Source organism: Pseudomonas guariconensis, assembly GCF_900102675.1.
GTDB classification, from domain to species: domain Bacteria; phylum Pseudomonadota; class Gammaproteobacteria; order Pseudomonadales; family Pseudomonadaceae; genus Aquipseudomonas; species Aquipseudomonas guariconensis.
The window spans coordinates 319,832-341,305 of sequence record NZ_FMYX01000005.1 but is presented as its reverse complement, the minus strand read 5'-3'; the positions used below and the strand labels follow the sequence as shown (position 1 = coordinate 341,305).

18 protein-coding genes are annotated in these 21,474 nt (G+C 64.5%); 8 read left to right on the top strand and 10 right to left on the bottom strand.

From position 1 onward, the window contains the following. Nucleotides 1–39 precede the first annotated feature (39 nt). The 3 genes from BLS27_RS11390 (at nt 40) to dkgB (ending at nt 3,205) form a co-directional block, all read left to right on the top strand. A complete protein-coding gene (locus BLS27_RS11390; RefSeq protein ID WP_043206929.1) occupies nt 40–1,692 on the top strand; it encodes a nitrite/sulfite reductase in 1,653 nt (550 codons plus the stop codon). Further along, the gene (locus BLS27_RS11385; protein WP_070571600.1) at nt 1,676–2,170 is read left to right on the top strand and encodes a DUF934 domain-containing protein; all 495 of its coding nucleotides are present in this window, start codon (nt 1,676–1,678) and stop codon (nt 2,168–2,170) included. Before BLS27_RS11390 ends, BLS27_RS11385 begins: the two co-directional genes overlap by 17 nt. A gap of 231 nt (nt 2,171–2,401) precedes the next feature. After that, nucleotides 2,402–3,205: a 2,5-didehydrogluconate reductase DkgB gene (gene dkgB, locus BLS27_RS11380; protein ID WP_043206934.1), complete on the top strand. Its 804-nt coding sequence runs from the start codon at nt 2,402–2,404 to the stop codon at nt 3,203–3,205. Nucleotides 3,206–3,280: 75 nt separating this feature from the next. On the opposite strand, the gene BLS27_RS11375 is transcribed toward dkgB, so the two are convergent. Both BLS27_RS11375 and BLS27_RS11370 read right to left on the bottom strand, forming a co-directional pair. Continuing rightward, nucleotides 3,281–3,949, bottom strand: a complete 669-nt coding sequence (locus BLS27_RS11375; RefSeq protein ID WP_043206936.1) for a DUF3313 domain-containing protein — start codon at nt 3,947–3,949, stop codon at nt 3,281–3,283. Between the two features lie 39 nt (nt 3,950–3,988). Beyond that, complete coding sequence (locus BLS27_RS11370) at nt 3,989–4,300, bottom strand: hypothetical protein (RefSeq protein ID WP_090344813.1); 312 nt, start codon at nt 4,298–4,300, stop codon at nt 3,989–3,991. A gap of 146 nt (nt 4,301–4,446) precedes the next feature. On the opposite strand from BLS27_RS11370, the gene BLS27_RS11365 reads away from it, so the two are divergent. Both BLS27_RS11365 and BLS27_RS11360 read left to right on the top strand, forming a co-directional pair. Then, a complete protein-coding gene (locus tag BLS27_RS11365; protein WP_043206941.1) occupies nt 4,447–5,172 on the top strand; it encodes a response regulator in 726 nt (241 codons plus the stop codon). Beyond that, complete coding sequence (locus BLS27_RS11360) at nt 5,169–6,503, top strand: ATP-binding protein (protein WP_090344811.1); 1,335 nt, start codon at nt 5,169–5,171, stop codon at nt 6,501–6,503. Before BLS27_RS11365 ends, BLS27_RS11360 begins: the two co-directional genes overlap by 4 nt. A gap of 12 nt (nt 6,504–6,515) precedes the next feature. Here the strand turns inward: BLS27_RS11360 and BLS27_RS11355 are convergent, their stop codons facing one another. Both BLS27_RS11355 and BLS27_RS11350 read right to left on the bottom strand, forming a co-directional pair. Beyond that, a complete protein-coding gene (locus tag BLS27_RS11355) occupies nt 6,516–7,136 on the bottom strand; it encodes a LysE family translocator (RefSeq protein ID WP_090344807.1) in 621 nt (206 codons plus the stop codon). 65 nt (nt 7,137–7,201) lie between these two features. After that, a complete protein-coding gene (locus BLS27_RS11350) occupies nt 7,202–9,994 on the bottom strand; it encodes an amino acid adenylation domain-containing protein (RefSeq protein WP_090344804.1) in 2,793 nt (930 codons plus the stop codon). Nucleotides 9,995–10,217: 223 nt separating this feature from the next. On the opposite strand from BLS27_RS11350, the gene BLS27_RS11345 reads away from it, so the two are divergent. Beyond that, nucleotides 10,218–10,838: a TetR/AcrR family transcriptional regulator gene (locus tag BLS27_RS11345; protein ID WP_043206947.1), complete on the top strand. Its 621-nt coding sequence runs from the start codon at nt 10,218–10,220 to the stop codon at nt 10,836–10,838. Between the two features lie 145 nt (nt 10,839–10,983). Here BLS27_RS11345 and preA read toward each other — a convergent pair whose 3' ends face one another. From preA to hydA, 3 genes are all read right to left on the bottom strand, one after another. Next, nucleotides 10,984–12,258, bottom strand: a complete 1,275-nt coding sequence (preA, locus tag BLS27_RS11340) for an NAD-dependent dihydropyrimidine dehydrogenase subunit PreA (RefSeq protein WP_043206949.1) — start codon at nt 12,256–12,258, stop codon at nt 10,984–10,986. Further along, the gene (locus BLS27_RS11335; RefSeq protein ID WP_090344802.1) at nt 12,259–13,626 is read right to left on the bottom strand and encodes an NAD(P)-dependent oxidoreductase; all 1,368 of its coding nucleotides are present in this window, start codon (nt 13,624–13,626) and stop codon (nt 12,259–12,261) included. A gap of 114 nt (nt 13,627–13,740) precedes the next feature. After that, nucleotides 13,741–15,180 carry a dihydropyrimidinase gene (gene hydA, locus BLS27_RS11330; protein ID WP_043206953.1) on the bottom strand — a complete coding sequence of 480 codons (1,440 nt, stop codon included), beginning with the start codon at nt 15,178–15,180 and terminating at the stop codon, nt 13,741–13,743. A gap of 540 nt (nt 15,181–15,720) precedes the next feature. Between hydA and BLS27_RS11325 the strand changes: the two genes are divergently transcribed. Beyond that, on the top strand, nt 15,721–17,211 hold the full coding sequence (locus BLS27_RS11325) for an NCS1 family nucleobase:cation symporter-1 (RefSeq protein ID WP_090344800.1): 1,491 nt from the start codon (nt 15,721–15,723) through the stop codon (nt 17,209–17,211). A gap of 47 nt (nt 17,212–17,258) precedes the next feature. After that, entirely contained in the window at nt 17,259–18,545 is a 1,287-nt protein-coding gene (locus BLS27_RS11320; protein WP_090344798.1) for a Zn-dependent hydrolase, read from the top strand. 163 nt (nt 18,546–18,708) lie between these two features. Here the strand turns inward: BLS27_RS11320 and BLS27_RS11315 are convergent, their stop codons facing one another. From BLS27_RS11315 to BLS27_RS11305, 3 genes are read right to left on the bottom strand one after another with little or no spacing between them, the layout of a single operon-like run. Then, the gene (locus tag BLS27_RS11315; RefSeq protein WP_090344796.1) at nt 18,709–19,290 is read right to left on the bottom strand and encodes a nucleotidyltransferase family protein; all 582 of its coding nucleotides are present in this window, start codon (nt 19,288–19,290) and stop codon (nt 18,709–18,711) included. After that, a complete protein-coding gene (locus BLS27_RS11310; RefSeq protein WP_090344794.1) occupies nt 19,287–20,258 on the bottom strand; it encodes an XdhC family protein in 972 nt (323 codons plus the stop codon). Before BLS27_RS11310 ends, BLS27_RS11315 begins: the two co-directional genes overlap by 4 nt. Nucleotides 20,259–20,261: 3 nt before the next feature. Next, nucleotides 20,262–21,473 (bottom strand): cytochrome c, encoded by a 1,212-nt coding sequence (locus BLS27_RS11305; RefSeq protein WP_043206964.1) that lies wholly within the window; start codon nt 21,471–21,473, stop codon nt 20,262–20,264. Nucleotide 21,474: the final 1 nt, after the last annotated feature.

Sequence of the window (21,474 nt, the reverse complement as noted above, 5' to 3'; positions counted from 1 at the left end):
GCGCGCGAATAGCTGCCTGCAGCCTGAGACAGGACTTATATGTACGTATACGACGAGTACGACCAGCGGATCATCGAGGACCGCGTCAAGCAGTTCCGGGATCAGACCCGCCGCTACCTGGCCGGTGAGCTGAGCGAAGAAGAATTCCGCCCTCTGCGCCTGCAGAACGGCCTGTATATCCAACGTTTTGCGCCCATGCTGCGTGTCGCAGTGCCCTATGGCCAGCTGAACGCACGCCAAGTCCGCGTACTGGCGAAGATCGCCCGTGACTACGACAAGGGCTACGCCCACATCAGTACCCGCCAGAACGTCCAGTACAACTGGCCGGCACTCGAGGACATTCCGGACATCCTGGCAGAGCTGGCCACCGTGCAGATGCACGCGATCCAGACCAGCGGCAACTGCCTGCGCAACACCACCACCGACCAATTCGCCGGCGTCGCCGCCGATGAAGTGATCGACCCACGCCCGTGGTGCGAAATCGTACGCCAGTGGACCACCTTCCATCCGGAATTCGCCTACCTGCCGCGCAAGTTCAAGATCGCCATCAACGGCTCGAAGGAAGACCGCGCCGCCATCGAAGTCCACGATATCGGCCTGGAGCCGGTGTACAACGAGGCCGGTGAGCTGGGCTTCCGTGTACTGGTCGGCGGCGGCCTGGGCCGTACTCCTGTGGTCGGCTCGTTCATCAATGAATTCCTGCCCTGGCAAGACCTGATCAGCTACCTGGACGCCATCCTGCGCGTGTACAACCGTTACGGCCGCCGTGACAACAAGTACAAGGCGCGGATCAAGATCCTGGTCAAGGCCCTGACCCCGGAAGTGTTCGCCGAGAAGGTCGAGGCCGAGATGGCCCACCTGCGTGGCGGCCCGACCACCCTGACCGAAGCCGAGTTGCAGCGCGTGTCGCGCCACTTCGTCGACCCGGCCTACCTGGCCCTGGACAACGTCGACTACGCCTCGCTGGACGAGCAATACCCAGGCTTCGCCCGCTGGCGCTCACGCAACACCCGCGCCCACAAGAAGCCCGGCTATGTCGCTGTCACCCTGTCACTCAAGCCCACCGGCGTTGCCCCGGGCGATATCAGCGACAAGCAGCTCGACGCCGTGGCCGACCTTGCCGAGCGTTACAGCTTCGGCTTCCTGCGCACCTCCCACGAGCAGAACATCATCCTGGCCGACGTCGAGCAGCGCCAACTGCACGCCCTCTGGCTGGAGCTGCGCGAACAGGGCTTCGCCACGCCGAACGTCGGCCTTTTGACCGACATCATCTGCTGCCCGGGCGGCGACTACTGCTCGCTGGCCAACGCCAAGTCGATCCCGATCGCCGAATCCATCCAGCGCCGCTTCGACGACCTGGACTACCTGTTCGACATCGGCGAGATCGACCTGAACATCTCCGGTTGCATGAACGCCTGTGGTCACCACCACGTTGGCCACATCGGCATCCTCGGTGTGGACAAGAAAGGCGAAGAGTTCTACCAGGTCTCCCTGGGTGGCAACGCCGCGCGCGATGCGAGCCTGGGCAAGATCCTCGGTCCCTCCTTCGCCCAGGACGAAATGGCCGATGTGATCGAGAAGCTGATCGACGTGTACGTGGAACAGCGTACCGAAGACGAGCGCTTCATCGACACCTACCAGCGTATTGGCATCGACCCCTTCAAGGAACGCGTCTATGCAGCGAATCATTAAAAACAACCAACTGGTCGACGAAACCTGGCACCTGCTGCCCAAAGGCACCTCGTTCGACGAGCTGACCAACTGCGACGACTACATCGTCCCGCTGCAAATGTGGCGTGACCACGCCCATGCCCTCAAGGCACGCGACGGCGGCCTGGGTGTATGGCTGGACAGCGACGAAGAAGCCGAAGAGATCGGCGAAGACGTGGATGCCTTCCAGGTCATCGCCTTGAACTTCCCGGCCTTCACCGACGGGCGCAACTACTCCAACGCGCGCCTGCTACGGGACCGCTACAAGTTCAAAGGCGAGCTGCGCGCCATTGGCGACGTGCTGCGCGACCAGCTGTTCTATATGGCCCGCTGCGGTTTCGACGCCTTCGCCATCCGCGCGGACAAGGACCCAGAAGACGCGCTGCAGAGCCTGAAGGACTTCTCGGTGACCTACCAGGGCGCCACCGACGAGCCGCTGCCGCTGTTCCGCCGCCGTTGATCGTCACAGCCAGCACCGACCGGCCCGCCCTTTGGCGGGCCGTGTCGTTTTCGCCCATTGCCCCTGCCTCACGCACGCGCCACCGGCCATTGATGATTTGAAGTCAAATGACCTTGGTTCACCGGCGTCTTAATCAATCTTCGGTAAATCCGCACACTGGTCTCACTCGATCGATTCCGGGCCACACTATCTCTGGGTTCGATCCTTGCCACACTTACCAGGAGCAGATCAATGAGCATTCCCTCTTTCGGCCTCGGCACCTTCCGCCTCACCGGTCAAGCCGTCATCGACTCGGTCAAGTCCGCCCTCGAGCTGGGCTACCGCGTCATCGATACCGCGCAGATCTACGGCAACGAAGCCGACGTGGGCCAGGCGATCTTCGAGAGCGGCGTACCGCGTGACGAGCTGTTCATCACCACCAAGATCTGGGTCGACAACTATGCCGCCGACAAGCTGATCCCGAGCCTGCGCGAGAGCCTGGCGAAGCTGCGCACCGATCATGTCGACCTGCTGCTGATCCACTGGCCAGCCCCCGGCAACGGCGTCGAACTGCGCGAATACATGACCGCCCTGGCCGACGCCAAGAAGCAAGGCCTGACGCGTCAGATCGGCGTCTCCAACTTCAACATCGAACTGACCCGCCAGGCCATCGAGGTGGTCGGCAAGGGCGAGATCGCCACCAACCAGATCGAACTCAGCCCGTACCTGCAGAACACCAAGCTCGCAGCATTCCTCAAGGAGCAAGGCATCACCGTCACGTCCTACATGACCCTGGCCTACGGCAAGGTGCTCAAGGACCCTGTGCTGGCCGACATCGCCGCCAAGCACAAGGCGACCGTCGCACAAGTCGCGCTGGCCTGGGCGATGCAGCTGGGCTATGCGGTCATCCCCTCCTCCACCAAGCCCGAGAACCTGGCCAGCAACCTGCTTGCCCGAGACCTGCGCCTGGACGACGAGGACATGGCGCGCATCGCCAAGCTCGAGCGCAACGGACGCGAGGTCAGCCCTGACGGCCTGGCGCCGATCTGGGACTGAGCCACGGCAAACGTCTACCGATGCAAAAACAAAGGGCTGTTACGCAGCCCTTTCGTTCATCCCGCGCAAGAGTTTCTACTGAAGACGCGCCGAATAGGCCGTACGCAGGTCACCCGCCCAGCCATCGAGCACTGCCTTGACGTTGTGCGCGGTCAAGACCTGCTTGTCATTGTCCAGCGGTACACCCGTGCCCTTGCGCACCAGCTCGGCGACGACCGCGCCGGTTTCGCCGTCCTCGAAGGACACCTCGGTGGCGATCTCGCTGTCTTGGTCGCGTATCCCCGTCGCCGCACTCACGCCAGCGGCCACCAGCGTGACCGGCAGCCACTCATAGAAGCGCAGGCCTTGGGTGGAGGTGGCGATCCGGGTGATGGCGGGCCTGACGACCAACGTGTCCGGGCCAGGCTTGGAGGCCAGGGGGACGACTTTTCCCAACTCCAGCCTCAGCGCCGCATCGTAGTAGCCGGTGACGTTGATCAAAGTGCTGCGGGGGATCCGCTCGGTCGGCTCAGGCCGCGGATAGAACTGGCTCGGTTCCAGGTACACCTGTTTGTAGCGACCGGTCTTGAGCGCCGGGCTGACCCAGCTCGACACCTGCTGGCCCGAGGGTGATTGGTGCGGCGCCAACTGGCTGTAGTCCTTCAGAAACCCTGTGTACATCTTGGGGCTGACGGTCTTGCTGCTGCATGCCGACAAGCTCAGGGTGGCCGCCAGCACCAGCGGCAGCGAGCGATGCTTTTTCATCAATCAAAGGTCCTTGTTCTGCTCGATGGCCGGCGCCGCTCAGGCGTGGCCGTGGGTATCCGGGGTGTTGTCCGAGCATTCGATGTGCAACTGGCCATGGGTCATGATCCAGTGGATGAAATCGGCCGTGGGGATCGAGTGGACGTATTGCACCCAATGTCCGCTGTCCGGGCTGTAGCGCTCGAAATAGCGACGCAGGACGATGCGCTCTTGATCCTCGGCCACGCCCAGGCAGGACTGCTGGAACAGAATCGGTGCATCCTGCCCTGGCGCGGTGGTGCGTTGGGCCAGGATCAACGGGCGTGCAGCCGCGCCCTGATCGGTGGTGTACCTGTTGCTCAAATCCTTCATGCAAGCCCCCAAAAACGAAGGCGTGCAAAGTACCCAAGGCGTTTTGCCAGAGGATGTCCGCTTGATGTCAGGCCTGAAGGAATGTTGCTCGATTGAAATAAATGACCCAAGCAGCAGAATGGTTTTAGATACCGCCCTTTCTAGCCCTGGACCCTGTGAACGTGAGCCGATTGCTGATCGTCGACGACGACGTGGAAATCCTGACCCTGCTGAAGAAATTCTTCGTTCAGCACGCCTATGAGGTGGACGTCGCAGCCGACGGCGAGGCCATGTGGGCGGCGATTGCGGCGCAGCGGCCCGACACCGTGATCCTCGACCTGATGCTGCCCGGGGAAAACGGCCTGAGCCTGTGCCAGAAGGTCCATGCCCAGACCGGTATTCCGATCATCATGCTCACCGCCATGGCCGAGCTGAGCGATCGCATCGTGGGCCTGGAGCTCGGTGCGGACGACTACCTGACCAAACCCTTTGCACCGCGCGAGTTGCTCGCCCGGGTTCGCGCGCTGCAGCGACGCATCGGCCAGCCAAACCTCCCGGCAGGCGAACCGACACGGCCGGTCATCCACTTTGCAGGTTGGCACCTGGATATCACCTGCCGCGAATTGCGCTCCTCCGAGGGCGTGATGGTGCCCTTGTCCGGTGGCGAGTTCGACTTGCTGGTGGTGTTTCTCGAACACCCCCAGCGCATCCTCACCCGCGAGCAGTTGATCGACCTGGCCCACGGCCAGGGCCATGAGGCGTTCGACCGCAGCATCGACGTGCAGGTCAGCCGCCTGCGGCGCAAGATCGAGCCGGACAGCAAACGCCCCGAACTGATCCGCACGGTGCGCAACGGTGGCTACCTGTTCACGGCCAAGGTCACCCGCTCATGATCGAGCCACTGCTGCGTCGCGACACCCTCAGGCGCCGCATCGCCCTGACCATCGTCGCCGCGATGCTCGCCTCGCTGGCCCTCAACGCCCTGTTCGTCCAGGTCGCCGGCACCTGGGCGCGCCCGCCCATCGAACGCACCGGCCTGCTGGAGCAGATCGCCTCGACCACCCGGGTGATCGAAGCTGCGCCTGCGCCGCTGCGAGCGCAATTGGCAAGCGCCGCCAGCAACCCCATGCTGCGGGTGGCCTGGAATGCGCAGCGCGCCGACTTCCAGCTGCCCAGCGACGGCGCACGGCTCGATGCAGGCCAGGTGCCGGTGCTGCACCGATTGCTGGGCGATGGCCGGGAAATCGACATCTTCACCCCCGACGACTGGCCCGGCGATAGCCCTCAGGCCCGTTACGTGGCGCTGGTTCAGCTTCAGGACCGCAGCTGGCTGTCCTTCACCCCGCCCGAACGCAGCTGGGGCTTGCGCGCTAACGTGCGCATCGCCGTGATCATCGCCCTCGGCCTGGTGGCCACCCTGCTGGTGGCCTGGATCGCCACGCGCCAGCTGGCAGGTCCCTTGCAGCGCTTCGCCAGCGCGGCGCGGCGCTTCGGCGATGACCTGCGCGCCCCGCCCATCGAGGTGCAAGGCCCCGAGGAAATCCGCCAGGCGATCATCGCCTTCAATACCATGCAGGCGCAGATCCAGCATTTCGTCGCCGAACGCACCCACATGCTCGCCTCGATCTCCCACGACCTGCGCGCCCCGCTCACACGCATGCGCCTGCGCAGCGAGTTCATGGAAGACCTGGATCACCAGCGCAAGCTCATCCGCGATGTCGAGGAAATGCAGTCGATGATCAACGCCGCTTTGGCGTTCTTTCGCGAAGACACCCAGCGCGAGCCCAGCACCGCGTTCGATCTCTCCGAGCTTTTGCACACCATCGTCGACGACTACCGCGACCAGGACATCGCCGTCGACTTCACGGGCCCCGCCCACCTGGTGTACCTGGGGCGTCCGCTGGGCATCAAGCGGGTGGTCGTCAACCTGCTGGAAAACGCCCTCAAGTACGGACGAAACCCGGCCATTACCCTGACCCAGGACGATCAGGCGGTGCGCATCGATGTCAGCGACGAAGGGCCAGGGATTCCCGAGGCCGCGCTGGAGCAGGTGTTCGCCCCGTTCTTTCGCCTGGAGGCCTCGCGCAACCGTGACACCGGTGGCGTTGGCCTGGGGCTTTCGGCGGCGCGGGCGATCGTTCGCGAACAGGGCGGCGAGCTGACCCTGCGCAATCGCGACAGCGGCGGATTGCTTGCGCAGGTGGTGCTTCCCGTGCGCCGCTGAACTGCGTGCTGCTCAGCGCCTGCTCAAGACCAGACGCGCGGCGAAGGCAACGAAGATCAGCCCGGTGGTGCGGTCCATCCATTGGATCACCGGGCCCCGGCGCAGCACCGTCGCCAGCGGCTGGGTCGCGGCGATCAGGGCGCTCGCCCAGAGCAGCCCCAGCACCACATGGATCCCGACCAGGCCGAAGGTCCAGGCCACCAGCGGCTCGCCTTGGGGGATGAACTGAGGCAAGAAGGACACATAGAAGATGCCGACCTTGGGGTTGAGCAGGTTGCCCATCATGCCCTTGAGAAACCAGTTGGCCACAGGCCTGGCCTGCTCGCCGGCAGCCGACAAGGCCTGGCGCGGGCGCAACAGCATGTTCAGCCCCAGGTAAGCCAGGTAGGCCGCGCCGCAGTATTTCAGCAGGTTGTAGGCCAGCTCCGAGACCGCAATCAGGGCCCCGAGCCCGAATGCCACCGCAGCGCCCCACAGCAGGCAGCCTGCGTTGATGCCCAAGGCGGCGCGCATGGCTTGGGTGCGGCTCTCCACCGTGGCTGTACGCAAAATCAATGCGGTGTCCAGGCCCGGCGTGAGGGTCAGCACCGTGGCGGCGAAGGTGAAGGCGATCAGGTTGTCGACGACGGGCATGGGGCGAGGCCTGTGCAGGTGCAAGTGGGCACGTTAGCAGGCCAGTCAGCCCCCGCACAGCCCCGTCACAGGACGCGCTCGAACTTTTCCGCGCTGCGCTTGGCGCCGCCACTCCAGCGCATCGAGACGAAGCGGACGGCTTTGTTCCAGGCATAAGCCACAGCGATCCCGCCGACGATGGCCAGAACCACATCGAGCCCCGGCACATCGCCCAGACGGCGCGCGACGGACTGGAACTGATAGTGGGTCAGGTAGATGAACAGCGTCGAGGATGCGATCAAGGCAGCCCCACGGGCAATGAGGTCAGGCAGGGGAACGGCGCGCCACCAAATCATCGTCAGCACCGCCGGGATGGCCACATCGACGTATTGGCTGAAGTCCACCCCATGCGCCAGCACATCCACCACACGCTGCCCGCCCAGCACGAGCACCACCACCGCGCTGGCCAGCCATTTCTGCGGCGTGGTCCGGGCAAATTGAATCGCCATGCCCAGCACCAGGACCGCAAGGTAATGCTGGGGCACGCGGTTGTAGAGCGCACTTGCATCGAAGATATAGGCATCGATCAACAGGCCCGCCACGGCCGCCGCGCAGGCACCGGCCAGCAGCACGCGAAACGGCGCCGCCATGATCAGCGCCCTGACCCGGGCGAACGACAGCACCACCGCCATGATCGCCAGCATCTGCACCAGCAGCTCGATGTACCAATACGAAAAACCTCCGGTGACCGCTGGCGGGTACCAGTTCGCGATCAGCAAGAAAGCCTGCCAGTGCACGTTGCCGAACACGACCTGGGTCAACAGCGTATAGAGCAGGGTCGGCACCACGATGACGGCGATCGAGCGAATCAGCGTGCGCACGCTGCCATAGTCGTCGATGGCCTTGAGTTGAAACCGCGCCAGGGCAAGCCCGGACACCGCGAACAACACCGACGTTTCGCCCACGATCGGCCAACCCGAGCCACCGTGAAAATGCCCGATGACGATCAGCAGGATCGACAGCACCCGCAACAGCACCGGGATCTCCACGGCGCGGATCATAGGCCTGGCCGCTGGCCGCGTGGCACTTAGCTGACACAGCTCATGGATCGGCTTGAGCTCCCATTGCGCCGGTAGCGGGCCGATAAGCGTCTCCAGCACCATCGAGGCCTGGACGAACGACAGTGAATCGCCGCCCAGTTCGACGAATGACAGGTTCGGGTCGATCTCAGGCGTCTGCAGGATTTCTGACCAGGCGCTGACCAGCTTTTGCGCCACCGGCGACAGCGCCTGGTTTGCCTGCACGGTGCTCGCCTCGATGTCGCCGCGCAGCGCCTGCAAGGCACGCTTGTCGACCTTGCCGTTCGGCGTGATCGGAATCGCCTGGAGCATCACGAACAACGCCGGCACCATGTAGTCCGGCAATTGGCTGGCAGCGTACTCGCGCAGCGCCTGGGAGGACGCTGCGTCGTTGGCAACGCAATAGGCCACCAGCTTGGTACTGGGGCCTTCGGTGTCGGCCAGCACCACGCATTGCCTGAGCTGCGGGTGCCGGGCCAACACCGCTTCGATCTCCGCCAGTTCGATCCGGTGCCCACGTATCTTGACCTGGCTGTCTCCACGGCCAAGGAACGTGACGCTGCCGTCGGCACCGTAACTGCCCAGGTCACCGGTGCGGTAGCACAGGTCGTCTTCGGCCTGGGTGAAGGGGTTGGGCACATAGCGTTGGCGGGTCTGGACCGTATCGCCCCAGTACCCCTGGGACAGATAGGGGCTGCGGATCAGGATCTCGCCAACCTGCCCTTGCCCGGCCAGTTGGTTAGCGTCATCCACGACCAGCAGCTGCGCGCCATCGATGCCTTTGCCCAGGGGGATCCTGCTGTGGTCGGCGCCCGGATCGATCCGGTGGTACGCCATGGCCTGGGGCGTTTCGGTGGTGCCGTAGAAGTTGACGCAGCAGGCGTTGGGGGCGATTTCGCGTATTTGCCCATACAGGGCGCTGCCCAGCGCTTCGCCGCCCCAGAACAGGTAGCGCAGCGCATCGAGCCTGATGCCGCCGAGCCTGGCGCCGGTCTCGATCAGCTTGCCCAGGGGCGGTGTGAGGTGAACCACCGAGACCGCCTGGGCCTGCAGCCAGGCCGCCAGTGCAGTCGGGTCGATCACTGTGGTCTGTGCAGGGATCGCAACCCTGGCACCGATGGACAGCGGCGTGAACACATCCCGGTACACCGGGTCATGGCCCAGCCCGGAGAGCAGCGAGAAGCAGTCTTCTTGGGAAAATCCATGCTGGCGAACATGCCAGCCGATGAAGTGCACCAATGGCGCGTGGGTCGTCACCACGCCCTTGGGCTCGCCAGTGCTGCCGGACGTAAAGGTGATATAGGCCGGTTGATCAGGATCGACCAACGGCAACTGCTGTTGGTGATGGGCAAAGCGCGCCAGGGCCTCAGCTGCCGGCTCCGGCACCCGTTCCACCCGAATGGACGCGTCATCGAGGTCAAGCTGCGCCGCCCCGGCCAACAAGACGAAGGCAGGTTGCAGCGTATGCAGGATCTGAGCGATACGCGCCTTCGGGTAGGCCGTGTCGGCCACCGTGAAGATCGCGCCCGCCCGCGAGGCACCGAGCATGGCGTAGACCAGCCCCGCGCACCGGCTCGAAACGATCACGACGCGATCGCCTTGATGCACCCCGCTTTCGATCAGCAACGCTGCAATACCCCGGCTGATCGCCTCAAGCTCAAGAAAAGTACAGATGCCATGCTCGGAAACAATGGCAGGCGCCTGCGGCGAGCGCTGAGCCTGCTGCAAAAAGTCCATGAAGATCGGCTGCCCAGCATCGTGGGCCAAGGGAAGACGCGGGTTCGGACGGACATCCTGCATTTGCTTGTCTACTCCGTAAGCCAAACGAGTGACGTCGTCCTGACAACGTTGATTCGTGGTCTGGGCATCAAAGAAAGCGATAAATGGCGCAGGCCCCGTTGCTTGAACGGTAGTGCACAGTGGCCATAGATGCCAACCAGAGGCTTGCAGGTCGTGCATTCGCTTTGGGCCGTGCCCTGTAAAGCTGTTAGCCTTGGCGGGCGAAGGTTGCAATGGACAGGCTATGACCAACCACAAGATCGAGATCCGTCGACGCAACGTCGAAAAGATCCTGCAGGCCGCCGAAAAGGTATTTGCCGAAAAAGGCTACGCCGGCACCTCCATGGGCGATATCGCCGAGCAAGCCGAACTGCCCCGCTCCAACCTGCACTACTACTTCAGCACCAAGGACGAGCTGTACCAGGCGGTGCTGCGCGATCTGCTGGAAGTGTGGAAGCAGGACGCCCTGTGCTTCGAGCGCTTCGAGGATCCGCGGGTGGTACTGACCAGCTACATTCGCGCAAAGATGGGTCATTCGCGCTCGCGGCCGCTGGGCTCGAAGGTCTGGGCCGAAGAGATCCTGCATGGCGCGCCCCTGCTCGGCGCCAGCCTGGACGACGACTTGGTGCCCTGGGCGCTGATGAAGGAAGCCAAGATCCGACGCTGGGTGGAGGAAAAACGTATCCTGCCGGTGGAGCCTTCGGCACTGCTGTACATGATCTGGGCCGCGACCCAGCACTACGCCGACTTCGGCTATCAGGTGACGCTGCTCAATGGCGGCGAGCCGCTGTCAGACCCGGCCTTCGAGCGGGCCGTGCAGACCGTGACCTGCGTGATCCTGCGCGGCATCGGCCTGGAGCCCTGATCCCATTGCTGCCCCTGGTGCCGATACGCGCCCCATCGCAGGCTGTCGCCAGCGCCCACAGATCTTGCTGTTTAACCGTGGGAACTGGCGACAGCCTGCGATGGGCTGCGCAGCAGCCCCAAGCTCACGTCCGGCCGGCCAGGGATCAACTGGCCTCGCGATAGGGATTGCGCGGATCCTGGGTCCAGTTGAGGTAGGGCTTGCCGGTGTCCTGCGCCACCATGTCGATGCAGCCCTCCACCGGGCAAGTGATCTGGCACAGGTTGCAGCCTACGCATTCCTTGTCGATCACGCTGTAGGCATGGGTGCCGTCGGCCTTGAGGGTGCTGGCGATGGCCTGGTGCGAGGTGTCCTCGCAGGCGATGTGGCAGCGACCGCAGCCGATGCAGGCCTGCTGGTCGATGTGGGCCACAACCTGGTAATTCATGTCCAGGTACTTCCAGTCGGTCGTGTGCCCCACCGCCAGACCGCGGAAGGCCTCCAGGCTGTGATGGCCGTGCTGATCCATCCAACGCGACAGGCCATCTTTCATGTCCTCGACAATACGGAAACCGTGCAGCATCGCTGCCGTGCACACCTGCACCGCGCCACAGCCCAAGGCGACGAACTCCGCGGCGTCCCGCCAGTTGCCGATACCGCCGATGCCGCAGATCGGCAGGCCGCGCGTCTGCGGATCCCGCGCGATCTCGGCCACCATGTTCAACGCAATCGGCTTGACCGCCGAACCGCAGTAACCGCCATGGGTGCTCTGCTCGCCCACGATCGGATGCGCGACCATCCGATCAAGGTCGACACTGGTGATGGAGTTGATAGTGTTGATCAGCGACACCGCGTCCGCTCCGCCACGATGGGCGGCGCGGGCTGACTGGCGTATGTCGGTGATGTTGGGCGTGAGCTTGACGATCACCGGCAGCGAGCAATGGGTCTTGCACCAGCGGGTGACCATCTCCACGTACTCCGGCACTTGGCCGACCGCCGCACCCATGCCCCGTTCCGGCATGCCATGGGGGCAACCGAAGTTCAGCTCGATACCGTCGGCGCCCGTGGCCTCCACCAGCGGCAGGATGAATTTCCAGGACTCCTCCACGCAGGGCACCATCAGCGACACGATCAATGCGCGGTCAGGCCAGTCTTTCTTCACCTGAGTGATCTCGCGCAAGTTGATCTCCAGCGAGCGGTCGGTGATCAGCTCGATGTTATTGATGCCCTGCACCTGGCGGTTGGGGCCGTAGTGCGCGGAGTAGCGCGACGACACGTTGACCGCCGCAGGGTCCTCGCCGAGGGTCTTCCATACCACCCCGCCCCAACCGGCCTCGAAGGCGCGCACCACGTTGTAGGCCTTGTCGGTGGGCGGCGCGGAGGCCAGCCAGAAAGGATTAGGCGCCTTGATGCCGGCGAAGACGATAGACAAGTCGGCCATTTACGCAGCCTCCACGTTGAGCATGAGTTCGGCATGGATGGCTTGGGCAGCCAGTTTGCCATGTTGCACGGCCTGGACAGTCAAGTCCTGGCCCAGCGCGGTGCAGTCGCCACCGGCATAGACGCCTGGCAGGCTGGTGCGCATCTGCGCATCGACGCGGATGCGCTCGCCGTCGCGCTCCAGCTGCGCCGCCAGCGGATCGGCCAGGCTTGCATCGTCGAAGCGTTGGCCAATGGCCTTGAAGATGGCATCGGCGGCCAGTTCGAATGTCTCGCCCGTGTCGGTCAGTCGCCCATCGACCAGCGCCGTGCGGGCAAAGCGCATGCCGCGCACCCGGCCGCAGTCATCGAGCAGCACCACGTCGGGGCGGGCCCAGGTGTGCAGGCGCACCTGGTTGGCCTTGGCGATGTCCTGCTCATGCCCGGTCGCGCCCATGTCGGCCTGGCCGCGGCGATACACCAGATTCACGTCCCGCGCGCCCAGGCGGCTCATCTGCACCGCCATGTCGATGGCGGTGTTGCCTGCACCGATGACCAGGCAGCGGTCGGCCACGGGCAGTTGCGTCAGATCGCTGGCCTGGCGCAACTCGCGGATGTATGCAGTAGCGCCAAGCACGCCTGGGGCCTCTTCATCCTGCAAGCCCAGTTGGCGCACGGCCCCAAGGCCCAGGCCGAGGAACACTGCATCGTACTGCCCACGCAGCTCCGTCAAGGTGAGGTTGGCTCCCAGCGCCTGGCCATGGCGGATTTCGATACCGCCGATACCGAGCAGGAACTCGACCTCGCGCTGGGCGTAGTCATCCACCAGCTTGTAGCGGGCGATGCCGTACTCATTGAGGCCACCGGCCTTCTCCCGCGCTTCGAAGATCACCACATCGTGGCCCTGCATGGCCAGGCGATGGGCGCAGGAAAGCCCGGCCGGCCCTGCGCCGACCACGGCAATGCGCTTGCCGGTAGCCGGTGAGCGCTGGAACGGATGCCCGGTGAAGCCTGCATTGTCCAGCGCGTAGCGCTGCAACTGGCCGATCAGCACTGGCGCGCACTCCTGGGCGTTGTTGCGTACGCAGGCCTGCTGGCAGAGGATCTCGGTCGGACAGACGCGGGCGCAGCTGCCACCGAGGATGTTGGCCGAAAGGATGCGCTCGGCAGCGCCCTGCAGGTTCTCGTCGGCAATGCGACGGATGAACGAGGGGATGTCGATCTCGCTGGGACAGGCATTGACGCAAGGCGCGTCGTAGCAGTAAAGGCAGCGTGCGCTTTCCACGGCAGCCTGGCGCGCCGTCAGCGCAGGTGCAAGATCGGTGAACGCCTCGGCCAGCTGCTCACGGCTGGCCCGGGGCTTGGGCAAGTGGTTCAGGGCATCGATCACGGTTGTAGCCTCTCTTTCTTATTGGCCGGGCGGCGGTCACCCGCCCGGCGTTCTCGGGATGGCAGTCAACGGCAGTTCGTGGTGTCTGAAGGGCTGCCAGCGCAGCCCTCAGGCTCAGCGGCTGACGGGCGTCGGCCGCTGCTGCTCGGCACGTCGGCCCAGCACTTCGTACACCGCTGGGTAGGCCGGACGCTCCACATAGCGCCCTGCCCCGGGCTCGGCGCGCAAATCGCCATCGGCCCAGCACACGCGGCCCTGGCTGATGGTGTGGCTGGGCACGCCACGGACCGTGCGCCCCTCGAAGATGTTGAAGTCCACTCGCTGGTGATGGGTCTGGGCGGAAATCGTGCGTGTGCCTTGGGGGTCCCAGAGCACCAGGTCGGCATCGGCCCCAACGCGAATGGCGCCCTTGCGCGGGAACAGGTTGAAGATCTTCGCGGTGTTGGTGGAGGTCAGCGCGACGAACTCGTGCATCGACAGGCGCCCGCTGTTCACGCCGGCGTCCCACAGCACCGCCATGCGGTCCTCGATGCCGGCGGTGCCATTGGGAATGCGGCTGAAGTCGTTGCGGCCCATGGCCTTCTGCTCGGCGCAGAAGCAGCAATGGTCTGTCGCGGTGGTATGCAGACTGCCCGATTGCAGCCCACGCCACAGCGCTTGCTGATGTTCGCGCGGGCGGAACGGCGGGCTCATCACGTAGCCTGCGGCCGTGGCCCAGTCAGGGTCGCGGTAGACGCTGTCGTCGATCAGCAAATGGCCCGGCAGCACCTCGCCGTACACCGGCTGGCCCTTGGCCCGGGCGTAGGTGATCTCATCCAGGGCTTCGCGGCTGGAGACATGCACCAGGTACAGCGGTGTCCCGAGCGTCTCGGCGATGCGAATGGCGCGGCTGGCGGCTTCGCCCTCGACCTGGGAGGGACGCGACAGCGGATGCGCTTCTGGCCCGGTCAGGCCTTGGGCAAGCAACTTCTGCTGCAAGTGGAACACCAGCTCGCCGTTCTCGGCATGCACCGTGGGCACCGCCCCCAGTTGCAGGCAACGTTCGAAGCTGGCCACCAGGGTGTCGTCGGCCGCCATGATGGCGTTCTTGTAGGCCATGAAGTGCTTGAAGCTGTTCACCCCGTGGTGGGCGACCAGTTCGCCCATTTCTTCGGCCACCTGCTCGCTCCACCAGGTAATGGCGACATGAAAACCATAGTCGGCGGCGGATTTCTGCGCCCAGCCACGCCAGGTGTGGAAAGCCTCCAGCAGCGATTGCTGCGGGTTGGGGATGACGAAGTCGATGATCGACGTGGTGCCACCGGCAAGGCCTGCGGCCGTGCCGCTGAAGAAGTCCTCGCTGGCTACCGTGCCCATGAACGGCAACTGCATGTGAGTGTGGGGGTCGATGCCGCCTGGCATCAGGTATTGGCCGCTGCCGTCGAGAATCTCGCAGTCGGCCGGTGGGTCGAGGTTTTCCCCGATGGCGCGGATCAGGCCATCGGCGCACAGGACATCTGCGCGATAGTGTTCTTCATGCGTAACCACGGTGGCGCCACGGATCAACAGGGACATGCCGTTTTCCTCGCAGGCTGACCGGTCAGGGCCGGTTCTTGAAATTGTTATGTGGCCTAGGCCTGGAAAGGAACATGCAATCCTGTCAGACCTGACAAGATTGGAATCTAGTTGCTGATCCGGGTTTGGTCAAAAAATTAATTGGCAAAATCGTCAATCATTAACATCTTGTTTTTATTAGTTTTTTATAAAAAACAGGAAAAACAGCGGACCTCGAACCAGCTTGACTCACTTGACAAGAAGCGAAATTGGTCGAGATTTTCCATGCAAATTCAGCTGTTTGAAATCTGGTCCGTACAACACGAAAACAGCGGGCGCGGCAGGTGCCGCGCCCGCTGTTGTTGTCGAGAAATGCTTTGCAGCGCATTACCTTCGGTCGGCGGCGGCCATCCGGGAAGGTCCAGGGCCAACCCGGCACGTTTGTTGAGTGCGGCCCCAACCGCCTGGCCGGACCGAAGGTGCAGTACTGGTGGTGTGTGTACTCCGGCCATCGCATCAGCCCGATGAGCGAACAACTACAAGAAAAACCTGGAGAGCCCCATGCAACAGAGCAGATCGCAAGTGATCGAGCAGGACGGGCTGTTTGAGCTGTCCGCCGGCAGCGATGTCCTGGACAGCCCGCGCTACAACCACGACATCGCACCGACCAAGGTGCATCAACGGACCTGGAACAAATGGCACATCACCGCCCTGTGGGTGGGGATGTCCATCTGTGTACCCACCTACACACTCGGTGGCGTGCTCACCGCCTATTTCGGTCTGAGCGTCGGCGAGGCGTTGCTGGCGATCCTGCTGGCCAACCTGATCGTGTTGATTCCCTTGACGCTCAATGCCTTTCCCGGCACCCAGTACGGCATCCCCTTCCCCGTCCTGCTACGCGCCTCCTTCGGCATCCTGGGCTCCAACGTGCCCTGCCTGATCCGCGCAGTGGTCGCCTGCGGCTGGTTCGGCATCCAGACAATGTTCGGTGGCCTGGCCATTCACCTGTTCCTCGGGTCGCTGTTCGAGGGCTGGAAGTCGTTGGGCGGCACCGGCGAGGTGATCGGTTTCATGGTGTTCTGGTCGCTCAACTTGTGGGTGGTGCTGCGCGGTGCGGAGTCGATCAAATGGCTCGAGACCCTGTCGGCCCCACTGCTCGTGGCGGTGGGCTTCGGCCTGCTGATGTGGGCGCTGCCGCACATGTCGATGACTGAGTTGCTGGCCCAGCCGCCCAAGCGTCCGGAAGGCGCCAGCGTGGTGGGCTACTTCTGCGCGGGGCTCACGGCCATGGTGGGGTTCTGGGCGACGCTGTCGCTGAACATCCCGGATTTCAGCCGTTACGCCAGGAGCCAGAAAGACCAGATCCTCGGGCAGATCTTCGGCTTGCCGCTGACCATGTTCCTGTTCGCCTCCCTGGGCGTGATCATGACGGCGGCCTCGGCGTCCCTGGTCGGTGAGACAGTGTCGGACCCTGTCAGCCTGATCGGTCACATCCAGAGCCCAGGCTGGGTGGCACTGGCCATGGCGCTGATCATCATTGCCACGCTGTCGACCAACACGGCGGCGAACATCGTCTCGCCCACCAACGACTTCCAGAACATCGCCCCACGGCTGATCGGCCGTAGCCGCGCCGTGTGGCTCACCGGTTTCATCGGCCTGGCCCTGATGGCTCACGAGCTGTTGAAAAAGCTTGGCTGGATCGTCTCGGACCTGAGCCTTGAGAGTGTCTATTCCAATTGGCTGCTGGGCTACTCCAGCCTGCTCGGGCCGATTGCCGGAATCATGGTGGTGGACTACTTCCTGGTCCGCCGGCAACGCCTGGACCTGGCTGGTCTGTACCGTGACGACGTTTACCCCGCCTGGAACTGGGCGGGCTTCGCCGCCTTTGCCCTGCCCGTGGCGCTGACGATCATCGCCATCGGCAACGACCGCTTCAGCTGGTTCTACGACTACGGCTGGTTCACAGGCTCGGTGCTCGGCGGCACGCTCTATTACGCCCTGGGCAGCGTGGCGCTGCGCAAACCCAGCCGACTGGCCAAACCAATACCGTGACGCAAGACCTGCGCCCAACCGGATAACAACAGCCTGAGGAGATACCCATGAGCACTCCCGCCCAGCATGTCCTGCAATCGAGCGAGCGCCATATCGACAGTGCGCGCCTGTGGCAATCCCTGATGGACCTGGCGCGCCTCGGCGCCACCGCCAAGGGTGGCGTCTGCCGCCTGGCCCTGACCGACCTCGACCGCCAGGCGCGCGACCTGTTCGTGCAATGGAGCGAGGCCGCCGGTTGCGACGTCAGCATCGATGCAGTCGGTAACATTTTCGCCCGCCGGCCAGGACGCAATCCGAAGCTGCCACCGGTGATGACCGGCAGCCACATCGACACCCAGCCCACCGGGGGCAAGTTCGATGGCTGCTTCGGGGTCATGGCCGGCCTGGAAGTGATCCGCACCCTCAATGACTTGGGCGTAGAGACGGAGGCGCCATTGGAAGTGGTGGTATGGACCAACGAGGAAGGCTCGCGCTTTGCCCCGTGCATGATGGGCTCAGGCGTGTTCGCCGGTAAGTTCACCCTCGAAGAAACCTTGGCCAAAGTCGATGCCCAGGGCGTGACCGTCGGCGAGGCGCTCGATGCCATCGGCTATGCCGGTCAACGGGCCGTGCTCGGTCACCCGGTGGGTGCCTACTTCGAGGCGCACATCGAGCAAGGGCCGATCCTCGAGGACCAAGCCAAGACCATCGGCGTGGTGCTGGGCGCCTTGGGCCAGAAGTGGTTCGACCTGACCCTGCGCGGCGTCGAGGCCCATGCCGGTCCAACGCCGATGCACCTGCGCAAGGACGCCCTGGTGGGCGCCGCCGACGTGGTGGCCGCGGTCAACCGCGCCGCACTGAGCCATCAACCGCACGCCTGCGGCACCGTGGGCTGCCTGCAAGCCTACCCTGGCTCGCGCAACGTCATCCCCGGCGAAGTGCGCATGACCCTCGATTTTCGTCACCTGGAGGGTGAGCAGCTGGATGCGATGATCGCTGAGGTCCGCCAGGTGATCGACAGCACCTGCCAGCGGCATGGCCTGAGCTACACGCTGACACCGACCGCGGACTTCCCTGCCCTGTACTTCGACACAGGTTGCGTCGAAGCCGTGCGCGACTCGGCGCGCAACCTGGGCCTGGCGCACATGGACATCGTCAGCGGTGCGGGGCACGACGCGATCTTCCTCGCCGAGCTTGGCCCTGCAGGGATGATCTTCGTACCCTGCGAAGGCGGCATCAGCCACAACGAAATCGAGAATGCCACGCCAGAGGACCTGGCGGCCGGCTGCGCGGTGTTGCTGCGCGCCATGCTGGCGGCTTCGCAGGCGATTGCCAGTGGGCGCCTGGCGGCCTAGCCAGACGGCAGACCATCGAGGCTGCTGCGCAGCCCAGCGCAGGACAAGCCCCCCACCCACAAGGACAGCACCACTGAGCCTGTGGATGGGGGGTTATCTAAGCGTCGAACCGCCGCGAAGCAGACCGTGCAGCGGTGGCCGGTGTTCGCGAGTGAACCCGCTCTTACAGGGGCGAGGCCCTTGCCGCCAACGCGTCCGGCGTATCCACATCACGCAATACGCCGGCGTCGTCCACCTCGAGCAGCACGCAGCAATCCCGGTGTGAGCGCAGCACCGAGCGCGCACCTTCGTCGCCAGTAAGGCGCATCAGTTCCGGCCAAAAGGTACGGCCGAACACCACAGGATGCCCCTGTCGCCCCCCATGCGAGGGCAACAGGATGCTGGATGCCGAAGCGGCCTGCGCCATTCGCCGCAAGGTGTCCGGCAAGATCCAGGGCATGTCCCCCAACAAGATGGCGACCGCGTGGGCATTGCCGTCCTGAAGCGAGGCCACGCCCGCCGCGAGGCTGTGGCCCATGCCCAAGGCAGCATCCGGGCTGGGGACCACGCGGCAGCCGGCAGGCAGTCCCAACTCCTGCATGCCTTCCCCCTCACGCAGCACCACCCGCACCTCGTCGAACACGGCCAAGGCCTGCTCGACACTGTGCGCCAACAGGCTACGCCCGTCAGCCAGAGGCGCACGGCGCTTGTCGCTGCCGAAACGCGCACTGCGTCCGGCGGCCAGTACCAGCGCAACGACCGTCACAGCGCCTCGCGGGCGATGCCGCTGCGGGTACGCAGCACATCCGCAAGCACTGCCAAGGCGATTTCCGCAGGTGTCTTGCTGCCCAGGTTCAGGCCGATGGGAGCGTGAATCCGCCCCAGCGCCTGCTCATCCAGCTTGCCGATGCGCTGGAGGCGTTCGCGGCGTTTCTCTGAGGTGGTGCGCGAACCCATCACCCCAATGTAGAACGCCTCGGTGCGTACCGCTTCGAGCATGGCCAGATCATCGATCTTGGGATCGTGGGTCAGGGCCACGACCGCCGTGTCGCGGTGGCAGCCGCCATTGGCAATGAACACCGACGGCAGCTCGCGACGAATCTCGATGCCGTCGAGCTCCACCCCGTCGAGCACCTCTTCGCGGGGTTCGCAGAGGATGACTTCAAAACCAAGCCCCTTGCCGAACTCCGCGCAGAAGTGCGCGACGCTGGAATACCCTGCCAGCAGCAAACGCTGGGCCGCGCCCACCCGCAGATGGACGGCGGCCTCGTCGTAGGCCACCCGAGGCCCCTGCTCGATATCGTCGCTCAACCGGCGCTGGCCATCGTGCAGGCTCACCTGGCGTAACAGCCGACGCTGGCCGAGCAAGGCCGACTCCAGCTCGCGCAAGTGCGCCTGCACGTCGCAATCCGCTGGCAGGTTCTCCACCAGGACATCGAGCACACCGCCGCACGGAAGCCGAATATTCGAGCGGCTGTCGCTACCATCGCCATAGCGCACAACCGCGACCGGCCCTGCAAACTCGCCTTCGCCGACCCGCGCCAGGAAGTCTTCCTCGACGCAGCCGCCAGAAAGCGACCCCACCCACTGCCCGCGCTCATTGACCGCCAACAGCGAGCCCGGCGCACGGGGCGCCGAGCCGTAGGTGAAGAGCACGGTGCACAGCCACACACGCTGGCCCTGGCAGGACCATTGCAGCGCCTGTCGTACCACTTGCAGATCAAGATGCTGCACGGCTCACTCCGTCTTCAGGTTCGCCAGCTGCTGGGTACTCAAGTCCCCCGGCAGCCCGCCCCATGCTTCACGCAGGTAGTTGACCAGGTCGGTGACTTGCCCGTCGTCGAGCTTGTCGGCAAAGCCCGGCATGGGCTGCATGCGCTCGAAGCCAGTGAACTGCTGCTCGCGGATGCCTTCGAGGATCACCTTGGCCAGGTTGCGCGAGTCGGCCTGGCGTAGCACGGTGTTGCCCTGCATGGCGACCGCGATGTGCGGCTTGCCCTCACCCTCGACGCCATGACAGCCGGCGCAGACGTTGAGGTACTGCTGGCGGCCACGCTGGGCGCTCTCGCCGAGCTGGTCCACCGGCACGGCCTGCACGACCTTGGCCTTCGGTGGCTGGTCACCCAGCAGATAGGTCGCCATCGCGGCCAGGTCGGCGTCTTCCAGATGCTGGGTGCTGTGGTGCACCACCGGGAACATCTCGTTGAACATGCTGCCCTGGGCACTGATGCCGTGCTTGAGGAACGTGGTCAGGTCCGGCTGGGTCCAGCCGCGCTCGGCCAGGTCCTGGGCCAGCAGGCTGGGTGCCAGGTAGCCGGCCAACAGGCCGCCGGTCAAGCGCTTGTCCTGCTCCAGGGCGCCGATGCGGTTACGCGGGGTGTGGCATTCGCCGCAGTGGCCGAGTACCTCCACCATGTACTGCCCGCGCTGCCAAGCCTCGCTCTTGCCCTCGGTGGCCTGCAACTGCACGCTCTTGCCATACAGCATGTTCCAGCCGGCCAGGCCCATGCGCACGTTGAACGGGAAGCTCAAGCTGGTTTCAGGCGCGGGCCGGTTGATCGGCGGCACGGTCATCAAGTACGCGTGGATGGCGTCGGCATCCTCGCGCTTGATCAAGTGGTACGAGGTGTAGGGCATCGCCGGATACAGGTTGGCGCCGTCCTTGCGCTTGCCCTCGGTGAGGGCGGCGAAGAATTCGTCGCGGCTGTAGTCACCGATACCGAACTGCTTGTCCGAGGTGATGTTGGTGCCGTAGATAGTGCCGAACGGAGAATGGATCGGCAGGCCGCCGGCGAACGGCGCACCGCCTTCGGCCGTGTGGCAGGCCATGCAGTCGGCCGCGCGGGCCAGGTATTCGCCACGCTTGACCTGCGCCTGGTCGGCTGCCTGTACACCGAGCGACAGCGCCGCCCCCATGGCCAGCGCCAGGCCCGAAAGAACGTGCCTCATG